The sequence below is a fragment of the Paenibacillus silvestris genome (assembly GCF_009882985.1).
GTDB lineage: Bacteria > Bacillota > Bacilli > Paenibacillales > NBRC-103111 > Paenibacillus_E > Paenibacillus_E silvestris.
Window position 1 is genome coordinate 1,263,277 of the sequence record NZ_WTUZ01000022.1, and the last position, 17,070, is coordinate 1,280,346.

15 protein-coding genes are annotated in these 17,070 nt (G+C 47.5%); 12 read left to right on the top strand and 3 right to left on the bottom strand.

The window, feature by feature from the left end; all coding sequences use genetic code 11:
- Positions 1-58: 58 nt before the first annotated feature.
- On the bottom strand, positions 59-892 hold the full coding sequence (locus tag GQF01_RS25900; RefSeq protein WP_161409769.1) for a sugar phosphate isomerase/epimerase family protein: 834 nt from the start codon (positions 890-892) through the stop codon (positions 59-61).
- 139 nt (positions 893-1,031) lie between these two features.
- Between GQF01_RS25900 and GQF01_RS25905 the strand changes: the two genes are divergently transcribed.
- Entirely contained in the window at positions 1,032-2,072 is a 1,041-nt protein-coding gene (locus tag GQF01_RS25905) for a LacI family DNA-binding transcriptional regulator (protein WP_161409770.1), read from the top strand.
- Positions 2,073-2,092: 20 nt separating this feature from the next.
- On the opposite strand, the gene GQF01_RS25910 is transcribed toward GQF01_RS25905, so the two are convergent.
- The gene (locus tag GQF01_RS25910; protein ID WP_161409771.1) at positions 2,093-2,929 is read right to left on the bottom strand and encodes a 3-keto-disaccharide hydrolase; all 837 of its coding nucleotides are present in this window, start codon (positions 2,927-2,929) and stop codon (positions 2,093-2,095) included.
- Between the two features lie 424 nt (positions 2,930-3,353).
- On the opposite strand from GQF01_RS25910, the gene GQF01_RS25915 reads away from it, so the two are divergent.
- The 8 genes from GQF01_RS25915 (at position 3,354) to GQF01_RS25950 (ending at position 10,874) form a co-directional block, all read left to right on the top strand.
- Positions 3,354-5,033 (top strand): extracellular solute-binding protein, encoded by a 1,680-nt coding sequence (locus GQF01_RS25915; RefSeq protein WP_161409772.1) that lies wholly within the window; start codon positions 3,354-3,356, stop codon positions 5,031-5,033.
- Positions 5,034-5,123: 90 nt separating this feature from the next.
- Complete coding sequence (locus GQF01_RS25920; protein ID WP_161409956.1) at positions 5,124-6,011, top strand: ABC transporter permease; 888 nt, start codon at positions 5,124-5,126, stop codon at positions 6,009-6,011.
- A gap of 18 nt (positions 6,012-6,029) precedes the next feature.
- Positions 6,030-6,929 (top strand): carbohydrate ABC transporter permease, encoded by a 900-nt coding sequence (locus tag GQF01_RS25925; protein WP_161409773.1) that lies wholly within the window; start codon positions 6,030-6,032, stop codon positions 6,927-6,929.
- Positions 6,930-6,970: 41 nt separating this feature from the next.
- A complete protein-coding gene (locus GQF01_RS25930) occupies positions 6,971-7,423 on the top strand; it encodes a VOC family protein (protein ID WP_161409774.1) in 453 nt (150 codons plus the stop codon).
- 24 nt (positions 7,424-7,447) lie between these two features.
- Complete coding sequence (locus tag GQF01_RS25935) at positions 7,448-8,146, top strand: SDR family oxidoreductase (protein ID WP_161409775.1); 699 nt, start codon at positions 7,448-7,450, stop codon at positions 8,144-8,146.
- A gap of 41 nt (positions 8,147-8,187) precedes the next feature.
- Positions 8,188-9,072, top strand: coding sequence for a TolB family protein (locus GQF01_RS25940; RefSeq protein WP_328803529.1), 885 nt, complete (start codon positions 8,188-8,190; stop codon positions 9,070-9,072).
- A gap of 17 nt (positions 9,073-9,089) precedes the next feature.
- Entirely contained in the window at positions 9,090-9,533 is a 444-nt protein-coding gene (locus GQF01_RS25945) for a VOC family protein (RefSeq protein ID WP_161409777.1), read from the top strand.
- Positions 9,534-9,710: 177 nt separating this feature from the next.
- Positions 9,711-10,874 carry a DUF4317 domain-containing protein gene (locus tag GQF01_RS25950; protein WP_161409778.1) on the top strand — a complete coding sequence of 388 codons (1,164 nt, stop codon included), beginning with the start codon at positions 9,711-9,713 and terminating at the stop codon, positions 10,872-10,874.
- A gap of 94 nt (positions 10,875-10,968) precedes the next feature.
- Here GQF01_RS25950 and GQF01_RS25955 read toward each other — a convergent pair whose 3' ends face one another.
- Positions 10,969-11,880 (bottom strand): AraC family transcriptional regulator, encoded by a 912-nt coding sequence (locus tag GQF01_RS25955; protein WP_161409779.1) that lies wholly within the window; start codon positions 11,878-11,880, stop codon positions 10,969-10,971.
- 145 nt (positions 11,881-12,025) lie between these two features.
- Here GQF01_RS25955 and GQF01_RS25960 point away from each other — a divergent pair, with 145 nt between their 5' ends.
- The 3 genes from GQF01_RS25960 to GQF01_RS25970 all read left to right on the top strand — a co-directional run bounded on the left by GQF01_RS25960 (position 12,026) and on the right by GQF01_RS25970 (position 17,062).
- Positions 12,026-12,871 (top strand): sugar phosphate isomerase/epimerase family protein, encoded by an 846-nt coding sequence (locus GQF01_RS25960; RefSeq protein ID WP_161409780.1) that lies wholly within the window; start codon positions 12,026-12,028, stop codon positions 12,869-12,871.
- Between the two features lie 11 nt (positions 12,872-12,882).
- A complete protein-coding gene (locus tag GQF01_RS36445; protein ID WP_161409781.1) occupies positions 12,883-13,884 on the top strand; it encodes a hydroxyacid dehydrogenase in 1,002 nt (333 codons plus the stop codon).
- Between the two features lie 82 nt (positions 13,885-13,966).
- On the top strand, positions 13,967-17,062 hold the full coding sequence (locus tag GQF01_RS25970) for a glycosyl hydrolase (RefSeq protein ID WP_161409782.1): 3,096 nt from the start codon (positions 13,967-13,969) through the stop codon (positions 17,060-17,062).
- Positions 17,063-17,070: the final 8 nt, after the last annotated feature.

Below are 17,070 nucleotides of genomic sequence, written 5' to 3' on the forward strand. Positions count from 1 at the left end.
TTAGTGTAAGCGCTTTATCGCAAATTTTACCCTAATGAATGAAAAAGATCAATTTCTCTTACATAGGAATTTTGAGCTCCGAGGCTAAACTTGAGATGTATCGCTGAGCTTGCCGATAGGCTTCGTTGTTTGAAAGATGCTCGATGATGAGCGTCGTATCGGGATGAAGCTTGTTAAGTTCTGTTAGGAATGTCCGATAATCCAGATGACCTTGGCCAGGTATAACCTCATCCAGATGAACGGTTAACTTGCCGCTCAGAAGAATATCCTTGGCATGGCAATTTCGAATATAGGGTCCAAGCTTCCTGAAGAAATCTCGTATCATGTCGCCATTGCGATAATAAATACGTGGACTGCTGATGATGTTCACAGGATCGAAATGAACACCGAAGCCTTTCCGGTCAATCGCTTGAACTAAGGAAAGGTAAGAATCTGCGGAATCCGGGAAAACCCAAGGCATCATCTCTAAAGCGAAAACGGTACGCTCAGGCTGAACGGCGTCTATAATTTCGCGGGTTGTTTCCACAATTAACTCGAAGGTATCATCACTGAAATTGTCGGGGTGCGGCCCATCCCATTGCTCCCCTCGGGATCCAGCTATATTGACGCAGCATTGTGCTCCGATCTGTTCTGCGAGCTCCAGCCTTTGGATGCAGTAGGCGATAGCTTTCCGTCTTGTTTCCTCATTCCGACTGATCGGATTGCTCCAGGCGCCGACTTCGGAGATGAGGATGTCATGTCGCTTGGCCAGGGTCAGATAATCTTCCAGCTCACGGATATCCTCCTCTCCATTAATTGGGCAAGTTGTTGCGCGAAAGCCAGCTTCCTTGAGGGCAAGGGCCCAATTCTCCGGATTTTTCTCATTAAGAAATACTTGACCACCAAGACGCATCGGAATCCCATCCTTTATAAACAGATAATTGCTTTACTGCGATGTTGAAGCGAATCATGTGCTAAAAAAACATTGACAACGATTTCTAGGCATGTGTATGATGTGCGTAAACACGCGTTCACGAAAGAGGATGAGCAACATGAAAAAAGCAGATATCAATAGCACAGAGATTGCTCGGCTTGCTGGGGTTTCCAGGAGCACGGTAAGCCGGGTCATCAACAATTATTCGAATGTACCTGCTGAAACGCGGGAGAAAGTACTGAAAGTGATTCAACAATATAATTATTTCCCCAATGTTTCTGCTCAGGTCCTTGCAGGGAAGCGAGCGCGTACGATTGGTCTGTTTCTTATTGAGCAAGGGAATGTATCCGGCGATATGTTGACGAATATGCTTATTGTTAGTGTGATCGAACATGCATCCGAGCACGGCTACTATGTGCTTACACACATTATTCGTGATGCCAAAGATACCGAGATGATCAAAAATGTAAAAGAAATCTTCTTTCAGCGTAGAATTGATGGTGGCATCTTTATCGGAGCAGCCAGTCATGAACCGTTCATTGAAGAATTAATCGATGAAGGTTTCGTGATTGGCATTGTGGACCAAACGCTTTCGGATCATCCTGAGCCTAATCGGATCGTATCCAAATATAATAATGATTCGGGCATGAAACAGGCAGTAGCTTATTTGGCAGGACTGGGCCATGCTAGAATAGGTGTCATCAATGGGGATATGAATCGTCTCTCTGGCCAGACCAAATATGAGGGCTACCAAACAGCGATGCGCATGTGCGGCTTACAGGTGAATCCCAATTGGGTTCTGGATGGCGATTTTCATGAGAACAGTGGTTATATGGCCATACAGAAACTAATTAGTCAGGAAGCTGATCTCCCAACAGCGATCATAGCAGCGAATGACAGTGTAGCATTTGGTGCGATTCGGGCGCTTAAAGAGCATAACCTGCGCGTTCCCGAGGACTTATCCATCATTGGATTTGATGATCATGCCATGAGTGAAAAACATCATCCCGCCTTGACAACTATTCGTGTCGATTTCAGCGACATGTTGAAACGTATGACTACTTATTTAATCACAAAAATTGAACAGAAGACGTTGGATACAAAAGAGATCACGGTTGATTGTAGTTTGGTCGTAAGAGAATCATGCCGAAGAATTTAAAATAATGTTTCACTTCCCGGTCAACTAAGCTCCGAAATTCGTATATTACGCCACCTGCAGGCTGCGTTTGGTGCCCAACGTGCAGCTCCCATCCCAGGATCGTTATCATGGATTTCAAAGGCGATATGTCCTTTCGAGCCAAGTAATTCCCGGACCTTTGTTGCATCGTATAAAGGGTGCTTTAGAACTGCTGTATCCATTTCAGATATTTTCATGCCGTTAATATGGACGGTGATTCGCGGAGAAGGTCCTTCAACACGAATATGGAATTCATTCCAATCATTCCATTTCCATATGGATAAGAACTGCTCGCCACCTGCCGCATATTTAAGTAGGGCGGGTTTGTCGGGGGTAAGAGGTTCAATGGTTGTTGACGGATCTTCGAGTCGCAGCCCTACGGGATACCCATGTTCATCGTATGTTGCATCAAGGGTGAAAGAAATACCATGGAAGCCACCGATCCCATTGCCATAAATACCACCTATGTTTCCCGAGCGGCGGTGATCCAGAAGGATTTGGAAGCCTTGAGAACCAAGGGCTGAGGCACGTACCAAGATGCCGGTATCGGCTGGCCAGTCAGGACGCGCCTCGAAGATTAATTCGAAATCCCCGTAAACCCCATCGCTAAGCAGATAACCGCCATAACCGGATCCAGGCGGATCCTGCCTTCCAGTAATAGCACCATCTTCAACCGTCCATTTTCCGCATGTCTGCGCGGCTTGTTGGTATTTCTCTGTCGTAGTATCAGGGCCACGCTCACCAGGAGCGCGGGGAACAGGCAAGCGAGGAACGGAATGCCATCCCTCGAGCGTTTGGCCATCAAAGATGGGGGGAAAGCTAGGGTTGTTTTTCTCCATAATACCTCCTTGTAGGCGACAATGAGTGAAATGTACGCTGTTTGGTAATTATAACATAAACGCGCGTTTAGACAATGTAGATTATGAAAGTTGCTTATTTTTATTTGGAAATGTATAGAAATTAAAGGTTGACAGCGCTTTTATCGGTTGTGTATGATGAGTCCATAGACACGTGTTTATTGATGGATAGCGAAATTGAACGTGAAAATGGTGAGTGAGAGGTCTGTAATTTTTTTAATCAAAAATAAACGCGCGTTTATTCGTTGCATCCGGAATGAACGGTTGATTTCGCGAGCGAATAAACACGCGTTTACACGGTCGGGACGAAGGTGTTGTCTACATGTTCATCAGATTTGGTTTTTGGTTTTATCGCGGCTTATTAGGCTGTATCACCATTACAATCCAAATACAGGAGGAATTACACGTGAAAGAGCTGAAAATCAAAAGAGTTCTACCGCACGCCTTGGTGGCCCTACTTACGGTTTTTACTATTTCAGCTTGTGAAACCGCTACCACAGGGTCTGATGCAGAGAGCACAATCAATCCCTCAGATAACATAGGTACTGATGGGAAATATCAGAAACCAATCACGATGACTTGGGCTGTTCAAACAGCAGCAGCATCCAAGCTCCTGGACAAAGAAACCTGGGAAGATAACCGCTGGAGCCGTTTGTTCAAGGATAAGCTCAACATTGATCTTCAGGTTGCTTTCACGGCCGACAGCAGCACGGACGCATACAAAAATAAACTGAATGCTATTATTGCTTCGGGCGACCTGCCGGACGTCTTCAAAACCCAGGATCCAAACGTATTTCTGCAGTTGGCACAGAATGGGCAGCTTGCTGATCTCACCGAGGTTTATAACAAATATGCAACGGATTCCATCAAGGAATATCAGAAGAGATTTGCTGATTCTTTTCAGGGAGCTACGATTGACGGCAAACTATACGCAATACCGCGTATGAACGATAACTTCCACGAAGCGCCTTTCCTCTGGATTCGTGAAGACTGGCTCAAGCGAACGAATTCTCAGCCACCTAAGACGATTGAAGAGCTTGTTGCGCTTGCCAAAAAATTCGCTACCGAAGATCCAGATGGGAATGGGAAGAATGGCGACACGATCGGACTTGCCCTCAATAAGGATCTCATCAGACAAAATCATGCCAGCATACTTGGTTTGGTTTCCGCGTTTGGCGTTCCAGGACGCGATGAGAGCATGTTCTATCGTGGCCAGGATGGCAAAATGACGTTTGCTTGGATTCAGCCGAACATGAAACCGGCACTTTCTGTACTCTCAGATATGTATAAACAAGGCCTTATTAATAAGGATTTTACCTCCAAAAGCGAATCAGCACTCGTAGAAGATATTACTAGCGGTAAGATCGGTATGGCTTTCGGCAGCAACTGGGGCACCTGGTATCCGTACAATAATGTTTATAAAAAAGATGGTGTTATCGTACGTCCATACCCGATACCCACACAATCCGGTTACGATTACAAAATTGGTATCGAGAGTAATGCTGTTGGCCAGATGACGATGGTGAGGAAAGATTACAAAAACCCCGAGGCCGTCATTAAGATGCTAAATCTGTACGATGAGACCGTTAATTATTCAACAAAGGATGTCTACGAAAAATACTGGGCTAATGAGCAATACCGACTATCGCCAATTTATATCGACCAACCAGGTGAGGTATACGCAGCTGACTTGCTGAAAGCCATAGATAAAGGGTCATCTGAAGGTCTAGCTCCAGCCGCAAAGCCTCTATATGACTATATTGCAGGCTTTGAGAACGGAACTCTTGCCAAGGATGACAATGCCTTCGGGACCTGGGGGCAGATGTCCAAGTCAGGCTCTTTGCCGATCGTTTTGAACAAGTACATCCCCGACAAGGCCATCGTCCAGAGTATTCTTGGCATTCAAAGGCCAGACGTATGGTTAACGAACGTTTCATCCTTGGATACCCTAACCATAACGACCTTTACGGATATCATAACAGGAACTAAGCCAGTCGATTATTTCGATAGCTATGTGCAGCAGTGGTTGAAGGCAGGCGGCCAAAAGTCACTTGACGAACTTGATAAAATGTACCCGGCCAAATAAATTCGTAAATGGCTGAGGCAAAAGTTATCTTGCTCCTAATCATTGACGGGTGGTGAAACGGTGTTTGCGAGTCTGAAACGAAAAGACAAGATGTTAAGAGAACTGCCTTTATATCTCATGCTGCTTCCGGCAGTCATTCTGGTAGCCATTTTCAGTTACGGTTCCATGGCGGGCGTCATCATCGCTTTTCAAAAGTTTATTCCGGCGAAAGGGATGTTCGGACACCAACAATGGGTAGGCTTTCAAAATTTCGTTACGTTGTTTTCCATGCCGAATATCGGGTTGGTCATTCGGAATACGGTTATTATCGCATTGTGCAAAATGATTGCAGGCGTCATTGTCCCGGTGGGGTTTGCTCTGCTGCTGAATGAAGTGAGGAATCATTTGACCAAGCGCATTTTCCAGACACTGGTTTATTTACCCCATTTTTTATCATGGGTCATCCTATCCGGCATTTTATTAAATCTTTTGTCACCAAACGAGGGATTTGTCAATGTTGTTCTATCCAAGCTTGGCATTGAACCCATCTTTTTCCTAGGAAACGCGGATGTGTTTCCAGCCACAATGGTCATAAGCGATATCTGGAAGACGTTCGGATTTGGATCGGTCATTTATCTGGCTGCTCTTACAGGCATAGACCCTGCGTTATACGAGGCTGCAGTCATTGACGGCGCTAACCGCTGGCAGCAGACAAGGCACATCACCCTGCCCGGCATCTCAACGATGGTCGTATTGATGACCGTGTTAGGTCTTGCCAATATTCTCAACGGCGGTTTCGACCAAATCTATAATATGTACAGTCCCGTGGTCTACTCTACTGGTGATATTCTGGATACATTCGTGTTCCGTCTGGGCATTGAACAGGCACAATACGCGCTCTCCACTGCCGCAGGCCTGTTTAAGTCATGCGTGTCGCTGATTTTTATCGTTGTGTCTTATTACTTGGCGGACAAATTAACCGGATATAGAGTCTTTTAGTGGAAAGGAGAGCCGACCATGGGAATAAAGGATTCTTTATCACGAAAAATATTCCTAGTGAGCAATTCCGTATTCCTGCTGCTTGTTGCACTTTTATGCATAGCGCCGTTTATCAACCTTTTGGCCGTATCATTCTCAGACAAAGTAGCCGTAGCAGCAGGAGAAGTTACTTTTTTCCCAGTGGGATTTACAACCATCTCTTATCAATTTATTACGAATACCTCGAAGTTCTTCATGTCGCTATTCGTATCTATCCAACGAACAGCCATAGGCGTTCCGCTCAATTTGCTATTGATCATTTTGACAGCTTATCCTCTCTCGAAATCAAAAGAAGATTTTAGTGCACGGAGTATGTTCTCATGGTTCTTTGTTGTGACAATCCTCTTTAATGCCGGATTAATTCCTACCTATATGGTGGTGAAGAGCACCGGAATCATGAATTCCATATGGGCGCTTGTGCTGCCAGGGGCACTCCCCGTGTTCAGCATGCTAGTTGTGATGAATTATATGCGCAGTCTGCCGAAGGAATTGCTGGAGGCGGCATATATGGACGGCGCGAGTCATGTGCAGACGTTAATCCGCGTGGTTTTGCCAGTTTCAATACCTACGCTTGCGACAGTTACGCTTTTTTCATTCGTAGACCACTGGAACAGCTGGTTTGATGGCATGATTTATATGAACAAAATTGAAAACTATCCACTACAAACCTATCTGCAAACGGTTGTCGTGAATCCGGAAGAATTTATTCGCAACAATACCGATCTAAGCGGCAACTTATCCAAATATTTGTCCATGGTTAGTGCCCGAACAACGGGGGCTGCGCAAATGTTTTTGGCGATGATACCGATTCTATGTATCTATCCCTTCTTGCAAAAGTATTTTACAAACGGGCTAGTGATGGGCAGTGTGAAGGAATGAGGCAGAAGCAGTACAAAAAATGAAAATTGGAAGGTGTAGAAATGAAAAATAACATCAGTTTTGACGGCTTTATTCAGATCGCTATTGTTGTGAAAGACATCGAGAAGGCTGCGGAGGCGTGGGCAAATTTATTGAATTTTCCTGTGCCGGAAATTCGTTATCTTCCGCCCGTACATAATCCTGATTTGACGTATCGTGGGAAACCGGCCTTCTATGGCCTCAAGCTGGCGAATATCCGAGTTGGCAATTTCGTTATTGAACTGCATGAACCTGACGAGAAAGACAGCACGTTCCGGGAATTTCTTGATCAGCATGGCAATGGTGTGCATCATCTGGGTTTTCAGGTTGGCGAGAAGCGTGATGCCATCATTGGCGAGCTTGAGGAGATGGGGTATGCCATGCGAACTATAGGGTATTATCCTGGCAGCAGCTGGACAATTGTGGATGCTGAGGATGATTTGGGGGTTAATTTGAACATCAAGCCGCGGGCTTAACTTGGACAAGAGGGAGGAGCAGCTATGAATATTATCATTACCGGTGCAAATCGTGGACTTGGGTTTGAACTGACACTCGCTGCTATGCAGCGGGGGCACGTGGTCATGGCAGGAAGTCGTTCGCCGCAGGAAGAGGGGAAATTGTTGGAGCTGGTCAGCCGTTACCCCGGCCAAATTAAGCCTGTTCAGCTTGATGTATGCGAGGAAGAGTCGATAGCCCAGTTAGCACAAGCGTTGCGTGCAGAAAACCAGAAAGTTGATGCAATCATTAACAACGCGGGGATTTTGCTCGGAAGAGGTACTGCATTGGAAGAATTGCCGATTGAGGACGTCGTTCGTTCCTTCGAAGTTAACTTGTTTGGTCCAATGATGGTTATCAAACATTTGCTTCCGCTAATGGGAGAGGGGGACTCGCAATCCATCTTAAACATATCATCCGAAGCAGGCAGTATCACGAATGCCTACGGGGGAGATTTTCCTTATGCGATATCCAAAACGGCGATCAATATGTTCTCTAAACAGCTGAAAAGGTATGTGAAAGATAGAGGAATCCGTGTATACGCCATTCACCCAGGTTGGATCAAGACAGATATGGGCGGCGAAAGAGCTCCTGGGGATCCTGCAGAAAGTGCTAATGGTATTATGGATATTCTCGAAAAGAAAAAGGAAATAGATCAGGCGTCCTTTTTTATCAATTATAAAGGGGAACCGATGCCTATTTAATCAGTAGGCGAATTCGAATTGAAAATGAAGGAGATTTGCAGGTGAATACGTTAAAGGAACCACGAAAAGCGGAAAGAAGAAACGTGATCAGTATTTTGGAGACTGTGGATGTAAGTAGTGGCGAGCGGAACATTTTAGCCGAATTTGATTTTCTAATTGAAGCACCCAATTGGACGTGTGACGGTAACCATCTTGTCTATAATAGCTTAGGTCGTCTTTATAAATTTCATCTCACGACAAGAGAAAGTACAGCCATTGAATCCGGGTACGCTATCCAATGCAATAACGATCATGTGCTTTCACCGGATAACTCTCATGTTGCGGTGAGCCATCATACTCACGAGGATGGACTTTCTCGCATCTATACGTTCCCCTTGCAGGGGGGCGATCCGACGCTCATAACGCCGATGGCTCCAAGCTACTTGCATGGTTGGTCACCGGACGGAAGCACGTTAGCTTATTGTGCAGAGCGTAACGGTGAATACGACATTTACACCATTCCTGTAAACGGGGGCATAGAATCACAATTAACACATACCCCCGGTTTGAATGATGGCCCTGAGTATTCGCCTGACAATCGACATATCTGGTTCAACTCGGTACGAACAGGTCTTATGCAAGTTTGGCGAATGAAGGCCGATGGCAGTGAGCAGACCCAAATGACGTTTGATGAGAGCAATAATTGGTTTCCCCATGTGTCCCCAGATGGAGAATGGGTAGCCTATATCACTTATCGCAAGGGCGATGTGGATCCTGGCGATCATCCTGCAAATAAAAATGTGGAGATTCGTGTAATGTCTAGCTCTGGTGGCGGTTATCGAACGATTGTCGAGCTGTTCGGGGGACAGGGAACTCTTAACGTCAATTCCTGGTCGCCAGACAGCAGGCAGTTGGCTTTTGTTAGCTATCGAATCAAACCTTCTTAAAGTAAAGGAGAAGAACGATGGAACATACCATTCTAGGTACAACTCTGGTCTGTCAGATTGCCATGATCGTTCGTGATGTGGAGAAGGCAACTCTCCGTTTTGCCGAGCTATTAGGAGTCCCTGCTCCCGCGATCATCATGGCGAATGAAGATGGCAGCGACACAGTTAGCTACTTGGGGCAACCCACAAAAGGAAGAGTAAGGCTTTCTTTTTTTCACATGGAGAACCTGGTCTTAGAGTTCATTGAACCTACAGATGACCCTTCAACCTGGAAGGAATTCCTTGAAACCAAAGGTCCTGGTGTTCATCACATTGCATTTAAGGCGAAGAATAGAATGCTTGAAACAGCTGCTAAACTGGAGCAATTCGGGTTCCCTCTTATTCAAAATGGCAATAAATATGCTTATGTAGAAAGCACGGAAGATTTGGGCGTCATCCTTGAACTGCTTGATATTGATTGAATATACACGGGATATTAGAGTTAAGCGTTAACACCGTTCTATTAGAACAGTGTTGGCGTTTTTTTTTAGTTAAATTTATATTAAAATAGCATTGTTAAAGTTTAGAGTGTACAATTACGTGACATGTGGAGTGCTGTTCACTGTAAGTTTCACTTCTTAGGAGTTGACCGATAGTTCATGATGAAAAAAGAGATCGCACATATTCGCAAGCAATTTAAGTTAGACCACGAGATGCTTAAACTTTTCGAGATTTTTAACGTGTATATCATGAAGGAAAGCAATGAGATTTACCATTATGAGCGCCAGCCGTTCGCCCTGCTAGACAGAGAGAAGCAGGAATTATATATGGCCAATTTCAAAAAACTGCTAACCGGCGAATTAGATCAGAAGATGTTCGAGTTGAAATTTCAAGAGGACGCGGAAGATCCTACGCAGGTGCTTCTCCATCAAGGTTTGATAACCGGCAATGCGCAAGAATGGCAGGATTTAATGCTCTTGCTGGTGGACAAAATGTTGGTAGATACCGTATACGAACAGGATACGGTGATTACTTTCGTTCGCGGACAATATTCCCGCCCGACCAAGGCGAGAAACGATGAAGCCGAAACGAGCGAAAAGGATGAAATGTTCGCGAATTTGTTCATTCTGTGCAGCGTGAATTCCACAGAGCAACAGCGGAAAACGCTCATGTTTGATTACGTCGAGAGGGAATTTAAGTATAATGTCTTCGTTGATCCGATCGTTAAATTAAACACACCAGAGCAAGGTTTTTTCTACCCTAGTGTGACGGACAACTATTCTGACGTGAATCGCATTCTATATTGCTCAGGGAGAGCGAATGAACCGAATGTGGCCTTCATCGATAAAGTCCTGAATGCCGAGAAGACCATAACGGCGTTAGAAGAGAGGGCCATTTTTGAGGATATCGTGAAGGAAGTGGCTGGCGAACACCTGGATGCGGCAACGATCGCTCAAGTGTACGAGGAAATTCATCGGGTCATCGAATCCAACGAGGAAGAAGAGCCTCCGAAGCTGGATTATAAAGATGTGGAACGCATGCTGGCGGTGAGCGGCGTAGAAGACGTGACGAGGGAAAAAGTAGAACGGGCATTCCAGAATGTCGTCGATGACAAAAATTACGAAATCAAAGCAAGCAGCGTCATTCCGAAGTTCACTTCGAAATCAATTAAGATTGATACGAAGGTAGCCACGATTACGATCAGTCCGCAAGATTTAAAGTACGTGAAACAGGTGAATTATCAAGGAAAACGATGCATCTTAATCGAGGTTGACGAAGACGCCGTGATCGAAGGATTTACGCTCACTACAGAGACGTTGTAAGGTATCATCTAAAATTCAAAGTACACAAAAGACCGCCACAGGGGTCCGTTGACAAACTTCACGTTGTCAACTGGCCTTCGTGGCGGTCTTTTGTTTATATGTGATGCTTCCGGTAATCTCCCGGTGTAATGCCTGTATGTTTTTTGAAGGTTCGATTGAAATGGCTGATGTGATTATAGCCCACCCGTGTAGCTATTTCCGTCACATTCAAATCCGTCTGCTTAAGAAACGCCATCGCTGCCTGAATGCGAATGTCCGTTAAGAGCTCGATATAGGTTTTGCCTCTTACCAGCTTCAGCATATGGCTGAAATAGGACGGCGCCATCAGAGCTTTGGCAGCCACACTTTCCAACTGGAGCTCCTCGTGGTAATGCGACTCCATGTAAGCAATGGCTTCATAGAACGCTTTTCGATGTAAAGCTACTCGGTGGTTGTCCTGATGACTTTGCGCGTGAGCCTTATACTGCCTGGTGGTAATAACAAGAAGCTTCAGCAGCTCGGCTTTAATCGCCAGCCGGTACCCCTCCTCTTGCGTCTCCCATTCCGTGAGGATGACCTGAAGCAGGTTCTCGACCACAGTTTGTGTAGAGGGAGGAAGTGCCATTTTGGGCAGCAGGTCCGCTTCGCCAATCAAAGGTCTGATATAAGCGAAATCGACAAAGGTCTGCAGGTGCGCCAAGTCCCGAAGGCTGTCATCGAGGGCATGAGGCATGAAATCGACCTGAATCATGCAGAAATCCATCGCTTCTCGGGCCTCTAAACGATGCTCCTGGTAAGGAGGAATGGAGATCAAGTCTCCCTTCGTGAGCACGTATTGCTGGCCAGCGACCCAATGCAGACAGCTGCCGGACAGGATATAGCATAGCTGGAGATGCTCGTGGGCATGCAGGATACGGTTCATCGAGTGCGGCCTGCGAACTTCTATTTTGAAAGGAAACGCTTCGTCGAGCATTTCTTTGTAAGCATAGACCGGATAATCGGACATATAGACCTCCGTGAGTTTCATTTGGCCTGAATCTCTTTCATTTAGGATACACGGATTCGTGGATTTGTTCAAAAAAATCGTGGAAAAGGGAAAGCGGTTCCCAGTGCATGCCTGCCATAATAGTCACTATAGCAAGTATTAAGCAAAGAGACAGGAGGCATGACATATGACGAGATTGGGTTTCAGCACGCTGCCCTGCGACGGCTGGTCGCTCGATGAAATGATCCAGATCGCCAAGCGGTGCGGCTTCAGCGCTTTGGAACTGCGAGAAGGGACGAATTGGGCGATATCCGCCGAGATGAATGCCGAGATGAGAAGAACTGCGGTTCACAAATTCGATGAGGCGGGGTTACGCATAAGCAATATTGGTTCAAGCGTATGTTTCACCGGCCATGAAGGCGATCTAGAGCAGCACGAACAATTGCAGAAGGTCATTGTGCTTGCCAGTGATCTTAAGGCTGGCGGTGTGCGGATCTTCCTGGGTTATTTTCGTAACCGCAGGGATCAGCCCGTTCCGACGGTAGATTACGATCAAATTGTAAGAAGTGTCCGAGAGGCTTGTGAGTATGCCACTTCTTACGGCGTTGAGATTTGGATCGAAACCCATAATGAATTTGCCACGGGCCGTTCGCTAAAGAAGCTGCTGGATGACGTGGATCGAGCCAATTGCGCTGTAATTTACGACATCATCCATCCACTGGAAGAAGACGAATCGCCGCAGGATACGATCGCATTGCTTGGTTCCCGGTTAGCTCATGTGCATATGAAGGATGGAGTTCCCTTCGCTGATAAGGTGGAGCTGAGCTGGAAATATACGAAGGTAGGGGAAGGCGATGTGCCTATCTCAGCGATAATCCAACTGTTGAATCAAGCGGACTACAAGGGCTGCTACTCCCTGGAGTGGGAGACCAAATGGCGCAAGGAGCTGCAACTACCGGGTATGGAGCCGGAAACCATTTTTCCTGCCTATATCGAATTTATGCGTACGGCTTGTCAAACTAGAGAGAAATGAGGGACTTGCTTGTGAAAACATTAGTGACGATTGCGGATGCGGAACTGCGCCAACTATTCTGGCCGGATTCTACTAGGAAAAAGTTGGCCGAAATTTCGGAGGTGGATTTCGTCCCTTTGCATGAGCGATTCACCAGCGAGCGTCTGGCTGAATGCATACACGAATATGACGCTGTAATCACATCGTGGGGATCGCCTATCTTCACCTCTGACGTGCTGGCGCGAGCCGAGAGGTTGAAGTTTATCGGACATGGAGCGGGCAGTGTGATGGCCATCGTGAATGAGGATATTTTCGATACATCGATTGCCATTACCTCGGCGAACAAAGTGCTCGCGCTATCTACGGCTGAGTGTGCGGTATCTTTGTTCCTGGCAGGTGCGTGGGACCACGCCGGTTACAATGCCAGGCTCAAGATGGGCCAGTGGAGCCACAATAACCGTGAAACCATACTTGGCGTGACACGAAGGGTGATCGGATTAGTTGGTTATGGAGAAATCTCCAAGCAGGTGATTCGAATGCTGAAGCCTTTTCACACGACAATTCTGCTGCATTCCAGCTATTGCTCAGAAGAGGAAGCGGCACAGTGGGGGGTAGAGCTCTGTGGGCTTAATGAACTGTTCGAGCGCAGCGACATTGTCTCCCTCCACAATACATGGACGCCACGCACGGAAGGAATGATCGGAGCGGAGCAGCTGAAGCGGCTGCGAGATGGTGCGCTATTGGTGAATACAGCGCGAGGCCCTATCATACAAGAGCAAGCGCTCTTGGAGGAGCTTCGTACAGGCCGATTGTTTGCTGCGCTAGATGTTTACGACCGTGAGCCGCTGCCTGCGAATCATGAATTGTTAGCGCTGCCGAACTTGCTATGCCTGCCGCATATCGGCGGATTTCACGGATTGCTGAAGCGTGAACTTTGCGATTTCATCGTGGATGAGCTGTCACGTTTTGTGCAGGGAGAAGAGCTGCTAGGTAGAGTGACACTGGAGCATTATCGCCGGCTAACGCCAAGGTAGTAAGGGGCAGATAAATGAAGGCATTACGAAGAAGCTGCCGACCGAAATAGCGGCCAAATTCTAGTAGAGACGGGGGTTCGCAATGAATAAGCAGGAGTTGAGACGGAAATTCGAGAATCCGCCTGGGGAGCACCGCTCATTACCGTTCTGGTCTTGGAATGGCGCGTTAGAGCAAGAGGAGCTGGACCGGCAGATCGATGGCTTCAAGGATCAGGGAATGGGCGGATTTATGATTCATGTGCGGGAAGGGCTCGAGACGCCGTACATGGGCGAGGCGTTCATGGAGCGGGTGAAGGATTCCGTAGCCAAAGCGAAAGCGGAAGGCCTGTACGCTTGGTTATATGATGAAGACCGTTACTCTTCCGGAATGGGAGGAGGCCGTGTACCTCAAATCGGCGGCGATGCCGTGCGGGCTAAGGCGTTATCGCTTACAGTCTGTCGCAATCTGGCAACCAGCGGTGAGAACGCACTCGCCGTATACCGGGCGAGAATACGCGGGAGCGAACTGCTCAGCTGTACTTGGCTGAAGGAGGATCAGCAGGACGCGATTGCCCTCCACGAAGACGAGGTATACTTGGTTTTTCACCGGATTGTCGCTACTCCGAATGAATGGTGCCACGGTGATACGTATCCGGATTATCTAAACCCGGAATCCACGCGAATTTTCATCGAGACGACGTACGAGACCTATAAGTCTGCGGTAGGGGAGGAATTCGGTCGTACGGTGCCAGGCATTTTCACGGACGAACCGAGTCTGCTCGGATTTAAGGAAAGGCTGGATGCACCGGAAATGACCTGGATGACATGGTCGGATGTCTTACCTCAAGCTTTTGCGGAGAAAAACGGCTACGCGATATGGGAAACGCTCCCCTACTTTTTCTATCACGGTCCGCCGGCCTCCAAGATTCGGCATGATTACTGGCGAACGGTTACCGAGCTGTTCTGCGAAGCATACACGAAGCAAATCGGAGACTGGTGCCATTCAAATGGTCTTGCCTTCACCGGGCATTTGTGCGAAGACATGGATCTGGTCATCGCGGCCCGGCATGGCGGCGCTACGATGCCGCATTATCGCTATATGGACGTTCCCGGTATCGATAACTTATGCGAGCAAACGGAAGAAAACTTGACGATCAAGCAAGTATCGAGCATTGCGAATCAATACGGCAAAAAAAAGGTTACAACGGAAATCTACGGTGTAACGGGTTGGGAATTAACGTTCGAAGGGCGCAAATGGATCGGCGACTGGCAGTTCGTGCTCGGCGTCAATCTGATGATCCATCATGTATCGCTGTATACCTTGCGCGGCTGCAGGAAACGCGATTATCCGCCTTCGTTCAATTATAATGTGAATTGGTGGCCGCATAATCATGTGATGGAGCATTATTTTGCCCGGCTGGGGGCGGTGCTGAGTGAGGGACGTGTCCGAAGAGACATCCTAGTCATTCATCCAGCAGCTACTGCTTGGGCCCAGCTGGGTCGCGATGTGCATGCCAAAGAATGGCGCGCAAGTGGCGGAAATGCGGAAGAGCTTGGAGCGTATAGCCGGGAATTTAACGCGTTTGTCCAGTTGTTGCTCGGTCAGCATTATGACTTTGATTTAGGTGACGAGCTATGTATAGAGGAAAGCGGCTATGTGCGTGAAGGTCGTTTCGGTATCGGTCAAGCGAGCTATCAAGTCGTGATCCTGCCGTCGCTTGTGAATATGCTAAGCTCCACTTATGAGAAGCTGATGGCTTATTTGGATGCAGGGGGCACCATATTGTCTTATGGAACCGTCTCCACGCTGTTGGATGGTGAACCTTCCGTTGCCTTGGCACTTCTCACAGGCCATCCGAGCTATCAGCATTTGGGCAGCTGGAACGAATTGCTAAATGAGCTTGAGCGAATCACACCCCGTGCTGTCAGTCTTGTAGAATCTAGCGGACAAGAAGCTCAGAAGCTCTTATACATGCGTCGTGATCTACAGGATTGCACCGTTGTATTCGTCGTCAACAATGACCGTGATACGGCGCAAGAAGTGGAAGTACGGATAGAAGGAAGCGGACAGCTCGAAGAATGGGTGCTACGAACGGGGGAAGTCTGCGAGAAGTCTGCGCATATTCAGGATGGTTATGTTCAGTTCCGGGAGCACTTCGGTCCAGCTGATTCCAAGCTTTATGTTCTTTCCCGCAACCACGAAAGCGTGCTACCGAAGAGAAGAGCAGCAGTTCTGCAAGATTTGCAGGAACTTCAGCCCTTGATTCGATTAGGCTCGGCCGCATCTTTTACTCGAACGCACCCGAATGCGCTCGTCTTGGACAGGTGCCAATATCGGCTGCGAGATGCAGCATGGTCGGAGCCGCTGGAGGTCTGGCAGGCGCAGCAGCAGGTTCGCAAACAGCTGAACATGAGACCTGTCTACGCCAATGGTAATCTTCAAAGATATAAGTGGATTCATGAGCCCCATGACGAGGATGGCACGCCTGTCGCTTTTCGTTTTTGCTTCGAGGTGAAGGAGCTGCCACTGTCGGACACGTATCTGGTTTTCGAGCAGCTGGAGCGGTTTCGTGTGTATCTGAATGGACAGCTGCTTACGGAGAAGCCGGATGGTTGGTTCCTCGACCGTTCCATGTCTAAGGTTAAGCTCCCTCTACTGCAAGAAGGGGAGAATGAGCTGGAGATTCAGTGTGCATATACGCACGATATGGAACTCGAGAATGCGTTCTTAATCGGCGACTTCGCTGTTGATCGTGACCGCCGTCTCCTTCATGAAGCGGATCATCTGGAGCTCGGTGATTGGGGCGGGCAAGGTTATCCGTACTATTGCGGAAGCATAATCTATCACTTCGAGCTGGATGGAGACCTGACGAGCGGCAAACGGACCGTGATGAAAGTGAGTAACTTTGAAGCCGTCACCTTGCATGTAAAGGTTAACGGACAGCATGAACAAGCCATTCCATGGAAGGCAGCCGGTGTTGTTGAGCTCACCGATTGGCTCGTACAAGGAAGAAATCGAATCGACCTCGAGGTTGTTGGCAGTCCGCGCAACTTGCTCGGTCCTCTTCATGAAGCGCCGACAGATCGGCAATGGTTGGATTGGTGGTCGTTCCATCCTGACGAAGAGGCTTACACGCCAGAATATATGCTGCTACCTTACGGATTAATGGCGCCTATTGAAATTTATCAATGGGACTGAACCGACAA

Excerpts from the sequence above, each read along its gene's own strand:
- GQF01_RS25930 (WP_161409774.1), top strand. The coding sequence starts at position 6,971 with ATGAAAAATAACATCAGTTTTGACGGCTTTATTCAGATCGCTATTGTT.
- GQF01_RS25910 (WP_161409771.1), bottom strand. The coding sequence starts at position 2,929 with ATGGAGAAAAACAACCCTAGCTTTCCCCCCATCTTTGATGGCCAAACG.
- GQF01_RS25935 (WP_161409775.1), top strand. The coding sequence starts at position 7,448 with ATGAATATTATCATTACCGGTGCAAATCGTGGACTTGGGTTTGAACTG.
- GQF01_RS25950 (WP_161409778.1), top strand. The coding sequence starts at position 9,711 with ATGATGAAAAAAGAGATCGCACATATTCGCAAGCAATTTAAGTTAGAC.
- GQF01_RS25970 (WP_161409782.1), top strand. The coding sequence starts at position 13,967 with ATGAATAAGCAGGAGTTGAGACGGAAATTCGAGAATCCGCCTGGGGAG.
- GQF01_RS25925 (WP_161409773.1), top strand. The coding sequence starts at position 6,030 with ATGGGAATAAAGGATTCTTTATCACGAAAAATATTCCTAGTGAGCAAT.
- GQF01_RS25905 (WP_161409770.1), top strand. The coding sequence starts at position 1,032 with ATGAAAAAAGCAGATATCAATAGCACAGAGATTGCTCGGCTTGCTGGG.
- GQF01_RS25955 (WP_161409779.1), bottom strand. The coding sequence starts at position 11,880 with ATGAAACTCACGGAGGTCTATATGTCCGATTATCCGGTCTATGCTTAC.
- GQF01_RS25945 (WP_161409777.1), top strand. The coding sequence starts at position 9,090 with ATGGAACATACCATTCTAGGTACAACTCTGGTCTGTCAGATTGCCATG.
- GQF01_RS25960 (WP_161409780.1), top strand. The coding sequence starts at position 12,026 with ATGACGAGATTGGGTTTCAGCACGCTGCCCTGCGACGGCTGGTCGCTC.
- GQF01_RS25920 (WP_161409956.1), top strand. The coding sequence starts at position 5,124 with ATGTTAAGAGAACTGCCTTTATATCTCATGCTGCTTCCGGCAGTCATT.
- GQF01_RS25900 (WP_161409769.1), bottom strand. The coding sequence starts at position 892 with ATGCGTCTTGGTGGTCAAGTATTTCTTAATGAGAAAAATCCGGAGAAT.